Annotated in this window: 16 protein-coding genes and 1 tRNA gene; 8 read left to right on the top strand and 9 right to left on the bottom strand. The window is 71.6% G+C overall.

The genetic code is table 11. The features are described from left to right. Window positions 1-47: 47 nt before the first annotated feature. Window positions 48-1,652, top strand: coding sequence for an MDR family MFS transporter (locus C7S10_RS01980; protein ID WP_341476724.1), 1,605 nt, complete (start codon window positions 48-50; stop codon window positions 1,650-1,652). Beyond that, complete coding sequence (locus C7S10_RS01975; RefSeq protein WP_108342718.1) at window positions 1,649-2,104, top strand: MarR family winged helix-turn-helix transcriptional regulator; 456 nt, start codon at window positions 1,649-1,651, stop codon at window positions 2,102-2,104. Before C7S10_RS01980 ends, C7S10_RS01975 begins: the two co-directional genes overlap by 4 nt. Before the next feature lie 108 nt (window positions 2,105-2,212). Here C7S10_RS01975 and C7S10_RS01970 read toward each other — a convergent pair whose 3' ends face one another. Then, window positions 2,213-3,808, bottom strand: coding sequence for a glycoside hydrolase family 13 protein (locus C7S10_RS01970; RefSeq protein WP_108342717.1), 1,596 nt, complete (start codon window positions 3,806-3,808; stop codon window positions 2,213-2,215). Between the two features lie 46 nt (window positions 3,809-3,854). Continuing rightward, window positions 3,855-4,640 (bottom strand): hypothetical protein, encoded by a 786-nt coding sequence (locus C7S10_RS01965; RefSeq protein ID WP_243395150.1) that lies wholly within the window; start codon window positions 4,638-4,640, stop codon window positions 3,855-3,857. A gap of 73 nt (window positions 4,641-4,713) precedes the next feature. On the opposite strand from C7S10_RS01965, the gene C7S10_RS01960 reads away from it, so the two are divergent. Beyond that, window positions 4,714-5,400, top strand: coding sequence for an iron-dependent transcriptional repressor DtxR (locus C7S10_RS01960; protein ID WP_108342715.1), 687 nt, complete (start codon window positions 4,714-4,716; stop codon window positions 5,398-5,400). Here C7S10_RS01960 and C7S10_RS01955 read toward each other — a convergent pair. The 3 genes from C7S10_RS01955 to C7S10_RS01945 are packed head-to-tail and all read right to left on the bottom strand — an operon-like array spanning window position 5,376 to window position 8,358. Next, window positions 5,376-6,203 carry a Sir2 family NAD-dependent protein deacetylase gene (locus tag C7S10_RS01955; RefSeq protein ID WP_108342714.1) on the bottom strand — a complete coding sequence of 276 codons (828 nt, stop codon included), beginning with the start codon at window positions 6,201-6,203 and terminating at the stop codon, window positions 5,376-5,378. The two genes, C7S10_RS01960 and C7S10_RS01955, sit on opposite strands and share 25 nt — an antisense overlap. Next, complete coding sequence (locus C7S10_RS01950) at window positions 6,200-6,469, bottom strand: DUF2277 domain-containing protein (RefSeq protein WP_108342713.1); 270 nt, start codon at window positions 6,467-6,469, stop codon at window positions 6,200-6,202. Before C7S10_RS01950 ends, C7S10_RS01955 begins: the two co-directional genes overlap by 4 nt. 5 nt (window positions 6,470-6,474) lie before the next feature. Further along, window positions 6,475-8,358, bottom strand: coding sequence for a beta-propeller domain-containing protein (locus tag C7S10_RS01945; protein WP_108342712.1), 1,884 nt, complete (start codon window positions 8,356-8,358; stop codon window positions 6,475-6,477). Window positions 8,359-8,412: 54 nt separating this feature from the next. On the opposite strand from C7S10_RS01945, the gene C7S10_RS01940 reads away from it, so the two are divergent. Then, the gene (locus C7S10_RS01940; RefSeq protein WP_108342711.1) at window positions 8,413-9,567 is read left to right on the top strand and encodes a saccharopine dehydrogenase family protein; all 1,155 of its coding nucleotides are present in this window, start codon (window positions 8,413-8,415) and stop codon (window positions 9,565-9,567) included. 5 nt (window positions 9,568-9,572) lie between these two features. Here C7S10_RS01940 and C7S10_RS01935 read toward each other — a convergent pair. Together C7S10_RS01935 and C7S10_RS01930 are read right to left on the bottom strand one after the other, a co-directional pair. After that, a tRNA-Arg gene (locus C7S10_RS01935) sits at window positions 9,573-9,648 on the bottom strand. Between the two features lie 18 nt (window positions 9,649-9,666). After that, window positions 9,667-11,190, bottom strand: a complete 1,524-nt coding sequence (locus C7S10_RS01930) for a sulfatase-like hydrolase/transferase (RefSeq protein WP_165807023.1) — start codon at window positions 11,188-11,190, stop codon at window positions 9,667-9,669. 104 nt (window positions 11,191-11,294) lie between these two features. Between C7S10_RS01930 and C7S10_RS01925 the strand changes: the two genes are divergently transcribed. The 3 genes from C7S10_RS01925 (at window position 11,295) to C7S10_RS01915 (ending at window position 14,146) form a co-directional block, all read left to right on the top strand. Further along, the gene (locus tag C7S10_RS01925) at window positions 11,295-12,545 is read left to right on the top strand and encodes an LCP family protein (RefSeq protein ID WP_243395149.1); all 1,251 of its coding nucleotides are present in this window, start codon (window positions 11,295-11,297) and stop codon (window positions 12,543-12,545) included. Beyond that, on the top strand, window positions 12,542-12,721 hold the full coding sequence (locus C7S10_RS01920; protein ID WP_108342708.1) for a hypothetical protein: 180 nt from the start codon (window positions 12,542-12,544) through the stop codon (window positions 12,719-12,721). The genes C7S10_RS01925 and C7S10_RS01920 overlap by 4 nt, the downstream gene beginning before the upstream one ends. 117 nt (window positions 12,722-12,838) lie before the next feature. Continuing rightward, a complete protein-coding gene (locus C7S10_RS01915) occupies window positions 12,839-14,146 on the top strand; it encodes an LCP family protein (protein ID WP_108342707.1) in 1,308 nt (435 codons plus the stop codon). A gap of 250 nt (window positions 14,147-14,396) precedes the next feature. Here C7S10_RS01915 and C7S10_RS01910 read toward each other — a convergent pair whose 3' ends face one another. Both C7S10_RS01910 and C7S10_RS01905 read right to left on the bottom strand, forming a co-directional pair. Then, window positions 14,397-14,747 (bottom strand): MscL family protein, encoded by a 351-nt coding sequence (locus C7S10_RS01910; RefSeq protein ID WP_108342706.1) that lies wholly within the window; start codon window positions 14,745-14,747, stop codon window positions 14,397-14,399. A 59-nt stretch (window positions 14,748-14,806) separates the two neighbouring features. Continuing rightward, window positions 14,807-15,424: an SAF domain-containing protein gene (locus tag C7S10_RS01905; RefSeq protein ID WP_108342705.1), complete on the bottom strand. Its 618-nt coding sequence runs from the start codon at window positions 15,422-15,424 to the stop codon at window positions 14,807-14,809. An 80-nt stretch (window positions 15,425-15,504) separates the two neighbouring features. On the opposite strand from C7S10_RS01905, the gene C7S10_RS23065 reads away from it, so the two are divergent. Next, complete coding sequence (locus C7S10_RS23065; RefSeq protein ID WP_341476730.1) at window positions 15,505-15,654, top strand: hypothetical protein; 150 nt, start codon at window positions 15,505-15,507, stop codon at window positions 15,652-15,654. Window positions 15,655-15,662: the final 8 nt, after the last annotated feature.

The following is a 15,662-nucleotide window of genomic DNA, read 5'->3' as shown; positions in this document are numbered from 1 at the left end:
AACCTTGTGTCGAGGCAAGCCACCGACGACCTGAATCGAGCCCCTCCGTGTCATCCGCAGCAACCACTCCCGCGGCCCCGGCCGCCAGTGCCGAGCAAGCCGGCCAGATGTCGCACCGCGAGGTGCTCGAGGCGCTCAGCGGCCTCCTCCTCGCGATGTTCGTGGCGATGCTCTCGAGCACCATCGTCTCCAACGCACTCCCCACGATCGTGGACGACCTCGAGGGCAGCCAGACCGGCTACACCTGGGTCGTCGTCGCCACCATGCTGGCCATGACCGCCACGACGCCGATCTGGGGCAAGTTCGCCGACATCTTCGACAAGAAGCTCCTCGTCCAGACCGCCCTGGTGATCTTCTCGATCGGCTCGTTGATCGCCGGCTTCGCGCCGTCGATGGAGGTGCTGATCGGGGCCCGCGTCGTCCAGGGCCTCGGCGTGGGTGGTCTGACGGCGCTCGTCCAGGTCGTCATCGCCTCGATGGTCTCGCCGCGCGAGCGCGGTCGCTACAGCGGCTACATCGGCGCGACCTTCGCCCTCGCCACCGTCTCCGGACCGCTCGTCGGCGGCGTGCTCGTGGACACGGTCGGCTGGCGCTGGTGCTTCTTCGCCGGCCTCCCGGTCGCGATCCTCGCCTTCGTCGTCCTCCAGAAGACCCTTCGCCTGCCCGTGGTCAAGCGGGACGTGACGATCGACTACCTCGGCGCCTTCCTGCTGGTCGGCGGTGTCTCCATCCTGCTGATCTGGGTCTCCCTGGGCGGCCAGAACTTCGACTGGATCTCCTGGACCTCCGGCCTGCTCGTCGCCGGTGCGGTCGTCGTCATCGCGGCGGCGGTCTACGTCGAGGCCAACGTGGCCAAGGACCCGGTCATCCCGCTGCGGCTCTTCAAGGACCGCACCCTGACCCTGGCCACGATCGCCTCCGTCCTCATCGGTGTCGCGATGTTCGGCTCCACGGTCTACCTCAGCCTCTACTTCCAGCGGGCCAAGGACATGAGCCCGACCGGGGCCGGCCTGATGTCGATCTGCATGGTCGGCGGCCTGCTCGTCTCGAGCATCCTCAGCGGCCGCATCATCTCGGCCACGGGTGTGTGGAAGCGCTGGCTCGTCGGCGGCATGGTCGCCGTCATCGCCGGGATCGCGCTGCTCTCCACCATCGACGCGAGCACGCCCCTGTGGCGCACCGGCATCTTCATGGCTGTCCTCGGCCTGGGCCTCGGCGCGACCATGCAGAACCTCGTGCTGGCCGTCCAGAACACCATCGCGCTCTCCGACATGGGTGCCGGCTCGTCCGTGGTGGCGTTCTTCCGCTCGCTCGGTGGCTCGGTCGGCATCGCCGCCCTCGGTGCCGTGCTCGCCCACCAGGTCGCCGACGTGGTGCAGAAGGGCCTGGCCAAGCTCGTCGCCGCCAACCCCGAGCTCGCCGGACAGGTCAGCCACCAGACCGGCGGCGTGCCGGACGTCTCCACGATGCCGGCCCCGATCCGCGCCATCTTCGAGAGTGCGTACGGCGACGCGACCGGCCACATCTTCCTGGTGGCGCTGCCCTTCGCGGTCGGCGCGCTGGTCGCGGTGCTCTTCATCAAGGAGGTGCCGCTGCGCACCTCGGTGAAGCGCGACGACGAGCTGCTGGCGGACGGGGCCGCGCAGGCATGAGCACCGAGGTCACCGCGAGCGCGCGCCACGACGTCCTGCGTCAGATCGAGTCCGAGGTCGGCTCGCTCATCCGCCGGGTGAAGAGGGTGATGGGGGAGCGGGCGCGTGAGGTCCACCCCGACCTCCACCCGATGACGTTCTTCATCCTCAACCACCTGGCCGCCACGGGGCCGTTGCGTGCGGCGGACCTGTCCGACGCGTTCGCGATGGACAAGGGAGGCGTGAGCCGTCAGGTGCAGACGCTCGTCGACCTCGGCCTCGTCGAGCGCCACCGCGACCCGGAGGACGGACGCGCGCTCGTGCTCGTCGTCAGTGACGAGGGACGCGATCGGCTCGAGCGGATGAGCCAGGTGCGCAGGGAGCGCTTCGACGAGCGGCTCGCCGCCTGGAGCGACGCCGAGCTGGCGTCGTTCGTGGCGTCGCTCGCCCGCTACAACGCCAGCCTGGAGTGAGCCCAGGCTCGCCCGCTCCCCGGTAACGCCACCATGACAGCACTCCCGCCCCCACTGATGGGGGCGGGAGTGTCATGTTCGTGGCGTTACCCGGGAGGGGCGGGCGGTTCAGCGCAGCCAGACCGCGGTGTTCGCGGGCAGCTCGCCCTCGACCGGCCCGCTGGACAGCACGACCTCGCCGACCGGCAGCGCCACGGCGGACGTGCCGCAGTTGAGCACGACCGTGACGTCGCCGCGGCGGAAGGCGAGCACGTCGGGACCGTGACCGCCCAGCATCTCGACGTCCGCCCCGGCGCCGGCGAAGGCGCTGCGACGCGCGGCCAGCGCCTCCCGGTAGAACTCCAGGGTGGAGCCGGGCACGCCCGTCTGCGCCTCGGCCGTCAGCTGCTTCCAGTCGGTGGGCTGGGGGAGCCAGGGCTGCCCGGTCCCCGGTCCGAAGTCGTACGGCGCTGCGTCGCCGCCCCACGGCATCGGCACCCGGCAGCCGTCGCGGCCGACCTCGCCGGTGCGGAACCACGACGGGTCCTGGCGCGCGGCCGGCGGGACGTCGACCTGCTCGAGCCCGAGCTCCTCGCCCTGGTAGAGGTAGGAGGCACCGGGCAGCGCCAGCATCGTCATCGTCGCGGCGCGGGCGCGGTCGAGGCCGGTCTCGCCACCGCCGTACCGCGTGACGTGGCGGGTGACGTCGTGGTTGGAGAGCACCCACGTCGGGGCCGCGCCGACGATCTCCGCGGCGGCCAGGGTGTCGGTGATGACCTGGCCGAACGCCTCGGCCGACCAGTCGGCGAGCAGCCAGGCGAAGTTGAAGGCCTGGTCGAGCTCGTCGGGGCGGACGAACCGGGCCATCGACTCGACGGTCTGGGTCCACGCCTCGGCGACGGCCATCCGGTCCTCGCCGTACTCGTCGAGGACCTTGGCCCAGCGGCGGTAGACGTCGTGCACCTCGGGCTGGTCCCACATCGGCTCGTCGGTGACGGAGCGCTCGATCATCTCGCCGGCGTCGCTGGCGGGCGCGCCGTCGGCCTCGACGACCTGGTCGCGCAGCGATGCCTCCTTGTAGAGGCCGTGGGCGACGTCGATGCGGAACCCGTCGACCGCGCGGTCGAGCCAGAAGCGCAGGACCTCCTCGAACATGTCGCCGACCTCGGGGTTGCGCCAGTCGAAGTCGGGCTGGGTGGAGTCGAAGAGGTGGAGGTACCACTGGTCGGTGTCCCCGACGCGGGTCCAGGCCGGACCGCCGAACACCGAGACCCAGTTGTTGGGCGGGGTCGCGCCGCCGTCGCGGCCGGTGCGGAAGAGGTAGCGGGCGCGCTCCGGGGAGCCGGGCTCGGCCGCCAGGGCCGCCCGGAACCACTCGTGCTCGTCGGAGGAGTGGTTGGGCACGAGGTCGACGATCACGCGCAGGCCGAGCTCGTGGGCGCGCGCGATCAGGGTGTCGGCGTCGCCGAGGTCGCCGAAGAGCGGGTCGATGTCGCGGTAGTCGGCGACGTCGTAGCCGTGGTCGTGCTGCGGCGAGGTGTAGAACGGCGTGATCCAGAGCGCGTCCACGCCGAGGTCGGCGAGGTAGGGCAGGCGCGAGGTGATGCCGGCGAGGTCGCCGACCCCGTCCCCGTCCGCGTCGGCGAACGAGCGGACGTACACCTGGTAGATGACGGCGTCCCGCCACCAGCGCGCATCGGTCTTTGGAACGTTCAAATCAGCCATGCGACCAATTGTTCGCAAGCCGGCCGAGGAGTGTCAAACTCCGGGCTCAGGTCGGGGACTCGCCCCCGAAGGCCGCCGGGTCGACGGCGATCCAGACGTGCTCGGCGCTGGCCACGACCCGGCCGTCCGCGTCGACCAGGGTGGCCGCGGTGAAGGTCTTGCGGCCCTCGCTGCCGCGGGTGGCCCCCACCACGACGTGCTCCTCGCCGATGACGGGCAACGTGTCGATCCGGGCCGTCATCCGGCCGAGCACCATCAGCCGCTCGGTGAGGTCACCGGCCCAGCCGCCGACGCAGTCGAGCGCGGCCCACGTGCTCGCGACCGAGGCGCGTGCCGAGGCGTCGACGTAGGTGTGGAAGTCCTCGACCAGGCTCGGGTCCGGTCGCCAGGTCGCGGCCACGCGCTCGCCGCTCACGACCCCCGGGAAGATCCGCAGCCCGTCGCCCTCCTCGCGGCCGGTGCCGCAGGCGAAGCAGGTCGGGAACGGGTGGAACCGGTGTCCGGCGTACGTCGCCTCGGCCGCCCGCGCCTCGTCGGGGGCGACCGGGTCGACGTCGGCCAGCTCGCTGTCGACCACCCGGGCGCTCGCGATCACCGCGCCCCCGAACCTGGCGCTCGTGACGCCGTCGTCCTCGACGACGTCGAGCGGGGTGTCGAGGGGCGGCGGCTGGCGCAGCGAGACCTCGATCGTCGGCCACTCGCGGGCCCGGTCCTCGGGACAGGCCGCGGTCACGTGGGTGGCCAGTGAGCCGGCCGTCCAGCCGCCGTTGCCGGAGTCGGGCGGGCCGCAGAAGCGGCGCGGGATCAGCAGCTGGTCGGTGATCGGGTTCACCCGTCGCACTGTGCCGCACCGCACCGACGCCTGCCAACGTGGAGGCCCGCGCACGATGGGACACAATGGCCCCGTGAGCGACCTGATCGACACCACCGAGATGTATCTCCGCACGATCTACGAGCTCGTGGAGGAGGACATCGTCCCCCTGCGCGCGCGCATCGCCGAGCGCCTGCACCAGAGCGGCCCGACGGTCTCCCAGACCGTGGCCCGGATGGAGCGCGACGGCCTGGTCACGGTCGAGGGCGACCGTCACCTCGAGCTCACCGACGAGGGCCTGCGCCTCGCCACCCGCGTGATGCGCAAGCACCGCCTGGCCGAGCGACTGCTCACCGACGTGATCGGCCTCGACTGGGAGCTCGTGCACGCCGAGGCGTGCCGCTGGGAGCACGTGATGTCGGAGACGGTCGAGCGCCGCCTGGTCGAGCTGCTGGACCACCCGACCGAGTCGCCCTACGGCAACCCGATCCCCGGCCTGGCGGAGCTCGGCGAGAGCTCGCTGGGCGAGGGCTTCATGGAGGGCGTCGAGCCCCTGTCGGCCGTCGCCGGCACCGAGGAGTCGCGCGTGCACGTCCGCCGGATCTCCGAGGAGATGCAGAAGGACGAGGAGCTGATGAGCGCGCTGCGGCGCGTGGGCGCCGTGCCCGACAAGACGATCACCGTGGCGGCCACTGCCGAGGGCATCCTGATCGGCTCGGGCGGCGAGACCGCCGAGGTCTTCGCCGACGCCGCCGATCACATCTTCGTGCGCCGCCTCTGATCCACGCCGCGGGCCTCGACCAGGTCGACCAGGAAGTCGCTGGTGCCGAGCTCGAGCTTGAACCGGGCGAGGTCGTCACCGCGCGTCGTGCCTCGGTTGACGATCACCACCGGCGTGCCGAGCTTCGCGGCGCGCTTGACGAAGCGCAGCCCGCTCATCACGGTGAGCGAGGAGCCGGCCACCACGAGGGCGCCGTCGGTCCCCAGCGCCTCGACGGCGTCGTAGCAGCGCGCGACGCGTTCGGCCGGCACGTTCTCGCCGAAGAACACCACGTCGGGCTTGAGCACACCGCCGCACGCGTCGCAGTCCGCGACCACGAAGTCCTCGGTGGCGTCGAGCTCGACGTCCCCGTCGGGGCGCATCGCGGCATGGCCGTGGCGCGCCATCCAGTCCGCGTTGAGGGCGTCGAGCCTGCCCTGCAGGGTCGAGCGCGGCGACGTACGGCGACAGGACAGGCAGACCACGTCGGCGACCCGGCCGTGCAGCGCGACGAGGCGGCGTGACCCGGCAGCCTCGTGGAGCCCGTCGACGTTCTGGGTGATGAGCAGGGCCGGGTCGAGCTCGGCGAGGGCGCGGTGGCCGGGGTTGGGCTCGGCAGCGCCCATGCGCGCCCACCCGAGGTGGCTGCGCGCCCAGTAGCGCTGGCGCGCCGTCGGGCCGGAGCAGAACTCCTGGAAGGTCATCGGCGTGCGGACCGGGGCGCCCGGGCCGCGGTAGTCGGGGATGCCGGAGTCGGTCGAGAGCCCGGCCCCGGTGAGGACCACGAGCTCGCGATCGGCCAGGAAGCGGACGGCGTCCCTCACGTGCCGTAGCGCAGCTGGGCGCGGGCCCGGGCCTTCTGCGCCTCGACCTCACGGTTCTTCGGCGGTGCCGTCGTGACCAGGTCGTCGAGCAGGTGCTGGGTGAGGTGCGCGATCTCGCGGACGGCTTCGTAGAAGACGGCCTCGTTGGCCTGCGAGGGCTTGGTCGTGCCGGCGACCTTGCGGACGTACTGCAGCGCCGCGGCCGTGACCTCGTCGCCGGTCGCCGGGGGCTCGAAGTTGTTGAGCGGGCGGATGTTCCTGCACATACGCGTCAGGTTACGTCGAAGAACGAGACCGCGTCGCCGGTCACCAACACCACCCGGCCGTCGGCGAGCGGCACCAGCCGGACCTGGCTGACCTCGTCGCCGTACTCGACCTCGACCATGCGGTTGGACATCCGGCCGTCGGCCAGGTCGAGCACCGAGACCCAGCCCGTGCGGCCCTCCCAGCCCTGGGAGACGACGGTGAGGGCGGTACGGCGGTCGGGGAGCCAGGTGAACTGGCGCGGGTCGGTGCCGGCCATCGCCTGCGAGAACGTCGGGTAGCGGACGACGGCGAGCTGCTGGGGGTTGCGCAGGTCGGTGACGTCGAAGAGAGCAGCCTGGGCGCCGCGGACCATGCCGGAGGCGTCGGCGTCCTGGCCGATGCCGATGAGGCGGCGGGCGCCGAGCGGGTGGAGGTACTCGCTGTAGCCGGGGATCTTGAGCTCGCCCATGAGCTGCGGGTCGTCCGCGTCGCTGAGGTCGATGGCGTAGAGCGGGTCGGTCTGGCGGAAGGTCACGACGAGGGCGAGGTCGTCGAACCAGCGCACCGACTTGATCTCCTCGTTGATCCCGAGCTTGTCGACGCGACCGATCTCGCTCAGGGTCGCGTCGGTCTCGCGCAGCGTGACCACCGAGCTGAAGTTGCCGGTCTCGCTGGTCGCGCCGAGCGCCACCCGCAGCGCGCCATCGGCGTAGTCCATCGACCAGCGGTCGCGGATCTGGCCCTCGACCTCGCCGGAGGCGACGTACGTCGTGTCGGTGCCGTCGAGGGCGAAGGCGAACAGCTCCGTGCTGCCGTCGGCCGCCCCGCCGGGCCAACCGGGGTCGCACCGGTCGAGGCAGTCGATCATCGGGCGGATGCGTCCCCACCAGCCGTCCGCGGACGCGCTCGCGGCGAGGTAGAACCGGTCGGGGGAGAAGTAGGACGTGCTCGCGGTGGTCGCCACCGCAGTCGCCGTCGGCTCGACCACCGCGGCCTCGAAGGTGACGACCGTGGTGGTGCCGAGGGCGGTCTCCATCGTCGGGAGTGCGACGTCGTCGCAGTCGACCACGGGCTCGCCGTCGACGGTGGGCACCCAGTCGGCCAGCGTGGTCCCGCGCACGAGCTCCTGGTTGGCCTTCAGCGCGCCCTGCTCGCCGAAGCGGCCGTCGGGGTAGCGGAAGTCCAGCTGCGGCAGGCCGGTGTCGAGCACGAGCCGCACGACGTCGCCGTGCAGGCGAGCCGCGCTGATGGTCGCCGTGTAGTCGGTCTGCTCCACGACCTGCGGTGTCCCGGGCTGGCTGACGTCGATCACCAGGACGCGCGCACCGGTCGCCGCGTAGGTGACGAGGTCGCCGAGCACGACCACCCGGTCGCCCGAGACCAGGACCTGGCCGTTGCGGATGTCGGGCAGCTGCAGCGACGACAGCAGCCGGGGCTCGTCGCCGGCGACGTCGTAGGTCGTGAGCGTGTCGTCCTGGATGCGGAACAGGCGGTCGCCCGAGACCTTGACGACGTCGGGCTCGTCGACGCCGGCCTCCTGGACGTTGGTGCCCGTCTCGTTGTTGGTGGACCGGACGGTCGTCGGCGCGGGCACGGTGGCTGTGGACGAGCGCTCGGAGCCGGCCGCGTCGGAGGACTGCGCATCGAACATGACGATCGGCCCGTCCCCACCACCCCAGCCGTAGGCCGTGACGAGCTCGAGCCCGCGATCGACGTACGACGCGAGGAGCGAGTCGCAGTCGGGCGCGATCTGCAGCGAGGCGTTGGCCAGCGTGAAGGCACCGGGCGACGGGGTCGGCGGTGCCGTGGAACCGCGGTCGTCCCGCCCGAGCGCGAAGCCGACGCCGGCGCCGGCGGCCACCGCGAGGACGAGGGTGGTGCTGGAGATGATGACGTTGCGGATCTTCACTGCACTGGGACGCCGGCGCTCGCCGGGCGGTTCCCGACCTGTGAGGATGGGGCCATGGCTGACCGTGACCTCGACATCGTCCTCTTCGGCGCGACCGGGTTCACCGGTCAGCTCACCGCCGACTACCTCGCGCGCCACGCGCCGGACGGTCTGCGGTGGGCGCTGGCCGGCCGCAACCAGGCCAAGCTCGAGGCGGTCCGCGACAAGCTCGGCCTGCCCGACCTGGAGCTGCTGCGTGCCGACTCGACCGACGCGGCGTCGCTCGCCGACGTCGCCGCCCGCACCCGTGTCGTCATCACCACCGTCGGGCCCTACCTCCAGCACGGTGCGCCACTCGTCGCGGCGTGCGCCGACGCCGGCACCGACTACGTCGACCTCACGGGCGAGCCGGAGTTCGTCGACCAGATGTACCTCCAGCACCACGAGACGGCCGTGCGCTCCGGAGCCCGCATCGTGCACGCGTGCGGCTTCGACTCGATCCCGCACGACCTCGGCGCCTGGTTCACCGTCCAGCAGCTGCCCTCCGACACGCCGATCACGCTGCGGGGCGTCGTGCGCTCGGGCGGCATGGCCTCGGGCGGCACGATCCACTCCGCGCTCGGCCAGTTCTCCCGCGCGCGCCAGATGAAGGCGGCCTACTCCGAGCGTCGTCGCGCCGAGGGCAAGCCGACCGACGGACGCTCGTCACGGGCGGTGTCGGGCAAGCCGCACCGCGACCCGCTCCTCGGCTACTGGCTGCTGCCCCTGCCGACCATCGACCCGATCATCGTGGCGCGCAGCGGCGCCGGCCTCGCGGCGTACGGCCCGGAGTTCCGCTACTCCCACTTCGCCGGCACCAAGACGCTGCGGTACGCCGCCGGCGGCGCCGTCCTCGTGACGACCCTCGCCGCGGCGGCGCAGGTCGGGCCGGTGCGCACCTTCCTGCTCGGCCGGGTATCGGCGGGCGACGGACCCGACGAGGCGAAGCGTGACAAGTCGTGGTTCACCGTCGACTTCGTCGGCGAGTGCGGCGGCCAGAGCGTGCACACGCGCGTCAGCGGCGGCGACCCCGGCTACACCGAGACCTCGATGATGCTGGCCGAGTCGGCGCTGTGCCTGGCCCTCGACGACAACCCACCCACGTCCGGACAGGTGACCACCGCCGTCGCGATGGGCGACAACCTGCTCGCCCGGGTGCAGGCCGGCGGGCTCAGGTTCGAGACGCTGTAGTGGCGTGGTGCCCCAGGCAAGAGTCGAACTTGCGACCTTTCGCTTAGGAGGCGGCTGCTCTATCCACTGAGCTACTGGGGCAGGTCGGCGCTCATCTTGTCATGCGGCGGGACGCGGCCGGGGGAGCGGTCCGAAGTCTCGGTTGCACGCGCTGCCCGCGCAGTCGGCGAGCAGCTGGTAGCGGCGCTCGAGCTCGCGGCGCACCGGCTTGTAGCGCTTGCTCGTGATCAGGTTGCGCAGCTCGTCGGGGTCCTTGTGCCGGTCGTAGAGGAAGCCGTCGTCGGCGCCGTTGTTGACGCGGCGGGCATAGCTGTAGCGCTGCGTCAGCACCCCGCGGTAGGCCCAGCCGGGGAACGGGCCGGACCTCGTCTTGGCCCCGGTCTGGATCAGCATCGTGTCGCGGTGGTCGGGCGCCTGCGGGTCGCGCAGCGTCGCGGCGAAGCTCTCGCCGTCGGTGGTGAGGTCGGGCGAGAGATCCATCAGGTCCACCAGCGTGGCCGTCAGGTCGACCAGTGAGACCGGGCGGTCGCTGCGCGAGCCGGCCGGGATGCCCGGACCGCGGACCACGAGCGGCACGTCCAGGATCTCGTCGGAGAGGCGGTCCTTGCCGGTGTAGCGGTGCTCGCCGAGCGCGTAGCCGTTGTCGGAGGTGAAGACGATGTAGGTGTCGTCGAGCTCGCCGGCCTTCTCGAGCGCGTCGTAGGCGTGCGCCACCGCCTCGTCGACCGACAGCAGGGAGCGGATGCGCGCCAGGTTGGTGCGCTCGAGCGGCCCGGGCTTCAGCTTCGCGCGGCCACGGACCACGGCCTCCTTGTCGCGCATGTTCGCCTCGTTGAAGCTCCGGTCGCCGAACGCCTTCGGCGTCAGGCCGGCGTAGGAGTCCGCGTACGCCGCCTCGGCCGGCGGGTCGAGGCCGCGCCGGTCGCCGTCGCCGCGGGCCTGGCGGGACGCCGGCACCCACATGTGCGGGGCGACGTGGTTGGCGAAGACCATGAACGGCCGCTTCCCCGCCCAGGAGTCGAGGTCGTCGAGCGTGCGCTCGTCGAGGCGGGTCGTGACGTAGTCGTCGGTGAAGGAGTCGCCGCCGAAGAAGGTGAAGTCCTCGTAGTCGGTCGCGGGCTCCAGCAGGATGTCGAAGTCGTCCCAGCCGGGGTCGGCCGGGGCGTCGGGATCGAACTTGTTGAGGTGCTTGCCGTGGATCGCGGTCGCGTAACCCGCCGCGTGCGCCCAGGTGGCGATCGTCGACGACGGGTCGAAGGCCTGCCACCCGCCGTACGCCCCGGTGTTGTGGTGCACGCCGTTGTTCTGGGCGTACTGCCCCGTCATCAGCTCGGCGCGCGCCGGGCAGCACAAAGGGTGCGGCGACTGGTTCTCGGTGAAGGTCATGCCCTGCTGGACGAGCAGCGTGCGCACGTGGGGGAGGTAGGAGAGGTCGTCCTTGCGCATGTCGTCGGTCAGGAAGACCAGCACGTTGGGCCCGTCGGCCGCGACCGAGCGCCCGGACGAGGACGCTCCGGGGTCGGCCGGGGCGGTCGGCGTCACCCCGATCGCGGTCGAGCCGACCAGCGCGAGGAACAGGAGCCCGGCGGCCGCGGAGAGGACGAGACGGAGGGAGCGCGGCACGCCACCCATCTTGACCCATCGACCCCGAAGGCAAGGAATTTGAGCCGGGCCGGACTACGGTGACAATTCAAGGGGTCCCCCGGAAGAGAGTTGTGGTCGCAGACGTGGCAGATGTGTCGAGTCCCGACCCCGAGGCTCCCAAGCGCAAGGGGAAGGTCAAGCGCAAGCACACCGTCGGACGGGTCGTGCTCGTGGCCTCCGTGCTGCTGGCGTTGGTCACCGCGCTCGGTGTGGTCTTCACCTACCGCCACCTCAACGGCAACCTCACGACCATCGGCGGTCTCGACGAGCTCGACAACCGTCCCGAGGTCGTCTACGAGGGCGACGGGAAGCCGCTCAACATCCTGGTGATGGGCTCCGACTCCCGGGCCGGCGCCAACGGCATCGACAGCCAGGACCCGGCCAACGGCGCGCGCTCCGACACCACCGTCATCCTCCACATCTCGGCCGACCGCGACCGGGCTTACGGCATCTCCATCCCGCGCGACTCGGTCGTCGACCGGCCCACGTGCGGCGACGACAACGAGATCCCCGCCGAGACCGGTGCGAAGTGGAACGTCGCCTTCGCCGTGGGCGGACCGCTGTGCACGGTCGAGCAGGTCGAGCAGACCACCGGGATCCGCATCGACGACTTCGTGGTCATCGACTTCAACGGCTTCAAGGAGATGGTCGACGCCGTCGGTGGTGTCGAGATCTGCGTGCCGAAGGAGATCAACGACCCCAAGCACCAGATCTTCGTCCCCGCCGGCACCAACGAGCTGCGCGGCGACCAGGCCCTCGACTACGTCCGGGCGCGCTACACCGTCGGCACCCAGTCCGACCTCGGCCGGATCAAGCGCCAGCAGAACTTCATGGCCTCGATGATCAACCGCGTCGTCTCCAAGGGAACCCTGGCGCGCCCCGACCGCGTCGTGCGGTTCCTCAACGCCGCCACCAAGTCGCTCGACGTCAGCGAGGGCCTCTCCAGCGTGCGCGCGCTCGCCGACCTCGCCCTCCAGCTGCGCAGCACCGGGCTCGACGAGATCAAGTTCATCACCGTGCCCTGGGAGTACGACGACGACTACGACGTGCTCTGGCTGCCGAGCTCGAAGTCGCTGTTCGACGCGGCGCGCAAGGACGAGCCGCTGAGCGCCAAGCTGTCCTCCGACGCGATCGACGCCGGCGCCCCGCCCGGGTCGGAGGCCACCCCGAGCGAGTCGCCGAGCGAGACCGGCTCGCCGTCGGAGTCGCCGTCGGAGTCGGAGTCGCCCTCCGAGACGGCCTCCGAGACGCCCAGCGAGACGCCGAGCGAGACGCCCAGCGAGACCTCGCCGGAGAAGGCCCAGGAAGCCGCCGACTACGGACTGTGCGCATGAGCGAGGACCAGCGCGACCAGCCCGAGCCGGAGTGGGTACGCCGCAAGCGACTCGCCGCCGTCTTCGGCGACGTGCTCCCCGACGAGACGAGCGACGACCGGCCGCCCAGCTCGAAGCGGGACGAGGGACTCGGCGACGACTGGTATCGCGAGCAGGTGCCCCCGCACCACGGATGAGATCAGCCTGAGGCCAACCCTTGCGCGGGACCATTTGCCTGCTTCGCGTAGGTTGCACGGCGACGATGCCCATGCGCGGGCTCCCCGGACGAAGGTGTGGTCGCAGACGTGGCAGGTGTGTCGAGCCCCGGACCGGACGCGCCCGAGCCCCGGCGCAAGGCCAGGACGTCGCGTCGCCACGTCGTCGGGCGGGTCGTGCTCACCAGCTCCGTGGTGCTCGCCCTGGTCACCGCGCTCGGTGTGGTCTTCCTGTACCGACACCTCAACGGCAACCTGAACGTGCAGGACCTCGACCAGGCGCTCGGCGACGACCGTCCCGAGGAGGTCTACCGCGGCAACGGCAAGCCGCTCGACATCCTGGTGATGGGTGACGACACCCGCTCGGGCGACAACAACGACATCGACCAGGAGACGGGCGGCGGCTCCGACACCACGATCCTGGTCCACCTCTCGGCCGACCGCAGCCGCGCGTACGCCATCTCGATCCCGCGCGACTCGATCGTCACCCGCCCCGACTGCGGGGAGGACGACGAGATCCCCGGCGGCACCGAGATGTGGAACCGTGCCTATGCCCTGGGCAACGCCGCCGATCCCAACGGTGGCGGCGCGGCCTGTGCGATGCGCCAGGTCGAGGCCACGACCGGGGTGCGCCTCGAGCACTACGTCGTCGTCGACTTCAACGGCTTCGGCAACATGGTCGACGCGGTCGACGGCGTGCCGGTCTGCGTCCCCGAGGACATCGTGGACAAGAAGCACGGGATCTTCGTGCCGAAGGGCGACCCGTCGGTGCTCACCGGCGACGAGGCGCTCGACTACGTCCGCGCCCGCTACATCGGTGACCTCGCCCAGCAGAACGACCTGAGCCGGATCAAGCGCCAGCAGGCGTTCATCGGCTCGCTCATCCGCAAGGTGAAGTCGGCCGGCACCCTGAGCCGCCTCGACCGGGTGGTGGGCTTCCTCGACGCCGCCACCGAGTCGCTGACCATCGACCCGGGCCTGGGCTCGATCACGCGCATCGGCAAGCTCGCCATGCAGCTCCAGGGAGTCGGCCTCGACAAGGTCCAGTTCGTGACCGTGCCGACGGAGTACTTCCCGACCGACTCCGACCTCGCCGGCAAGGTCCACTGGACCGAGGAGGCCGACGTCTTGTGGGAGCTGCTGCGGGAGGACAAGTTGCTCCCCGCCTCGCTGCTCAGCCAGGGCACCAACGCCGAGGCGCCCTCCACCTCGAGCGAGGCCACCGAGACGCCGTCGCCCACGACGGGCGAGAGCGGCTCGCAGACCCCGAGCCCGACCGAGACCCCGACCGAGACGTCGAGCCCGACCGAGACGCCGAGCCCCACCGACACCGCCAGCCCGTCGCAGCCCTCCGCGCCGACGTCCACGCCGACGACCAAGGAGGACACCCCCGGGGTGTGCGCCTGACCGACCGGCCATCCGCGGTCTCCGACGGCGGTGCGTGACCCACACTCCGAGCGGTCGGACAGTGGGTCACCCACCGCCGTACCCGTGTCGTGCGTACGGCGCGGTGCGACAGCCACGTTCCGGGGTCGACGACGGTGGCTGACGCACCGCTGCGCGGTCGCGGAACGGGGCACCCACGACGCGCCGCCGGCGGGCCCGGACGCACGAACGGCCCGCCCCGGAGGGGGCGAGCCGTTCGAGGCGAGACGGGTCAGCTCAGGGGCCGCGCCTTCAGGGCGTCGCGGATCTCGGTGAGCAGGGCGATGTCGGCGGGCGTGCCCTCGGGCTCGGAGGGGAAGAACCGCTCCTTCGCCTTGGTGTAGGGCGTGACGACGAGGAAGTACACGACCGCGCCCATGATGACGAACGAGACGACCGCGTTGAGGAACGCCCCGAAGCTGTTGGCCTCGTTGGAGAAGATCTCCGACGTCGAGTCGGGGAGCAGGCCGGTCAGCCAGTTGGTGAAGGTGGTGACGACCGACGCGAACGCCAACGCCATGATCAGACCGGTGGCGATCTCGACGAGATTGCCCCGGAGGATGAAGTTCTTGAATCCAGTCATTGCGTTTCTCCTTTGACCCCGACAAGCGGAATCGGTCAGTTTCAGGACACGTCACGACGCTAGCGGGAAAACTGGACCGTGAGGAACTCCCTCAACGTGGCGGCCGCGACAAATTTCGCCCGCTCCGGCGCGACCCCGGCGACGACCAAGCGGCCCGTCAGGCCGGATCCGGAGTCGCTCGGAGGCGGGATCGCGAGCACCAGGACGTTGCTGGCGAGCTCGCTCGACCCGCCCGTCTCGGGGTCGACGGCACTGAGGTCGATCCGGTCGCCGACCCGGAGCAGCTCGACGACGGCGGGGTCGGGCAGGCGCACCGGCAGCACCGTCAGGTCGGGGTGGGCGTCCGCGAGCCCGGTGCCGACGAGGCGCAGGTCGGTGATCGCCTCGCCCTCGCGCAGGGGCGCCGCCAGCACCTGGCCGGCCACGGCGGACGTCAGGCCGTCCGGCGCCAGCCCGGCCGGCCAGGTCGCCGTCGTCGCGTCGCGTGGGGTGAGCACGGCGCCGGCCGGCAGATCGCGGGCCGCGACCGGGACCTCGACGGTCGGCGGGCCGGGGCCGATCGTGGTGCGCAGCGCGACGAGCACCGACACCGCCACCAGCACGGCCGCCAGCGGTCGGCGCCGGGTCAGGACCGCGCGGTGGAGGGTGCGCAGCGTGCGGCGTACGGGAGGAAGCATGGCGCGACGCTAGGTCGCCCCGGGCGGGCCCGCCGTGGCTCGTCCACAGGCGGGCGGGGAATCAGCTGTCGGAGCTGCCTGTGGACGGCTTCGGGCTCGCGCTCGGGGAGGGCGAGGGGGACGGCGCCGGCGTCGAGGAGGACGAGTCCGACGACGAGGACGTCGAAGACGCGGAGGACGAGTCCGACGACGAGGACGAGGACGACCCCGACCGGCTGTCCGTCCGGTAGAAGCCCGA

The organism is Nocardioides currus (genome assembly GCF_003057875.1).
GTDB lineage: Bacteria > Actinomycetota > Actinomycetes > Propionibacteriales > Nocardioidaceae > Nocardioides > Nocardioides currus.
This window is presented reverse-complemented; position numbering and strand designations above follow the sequence as displayed.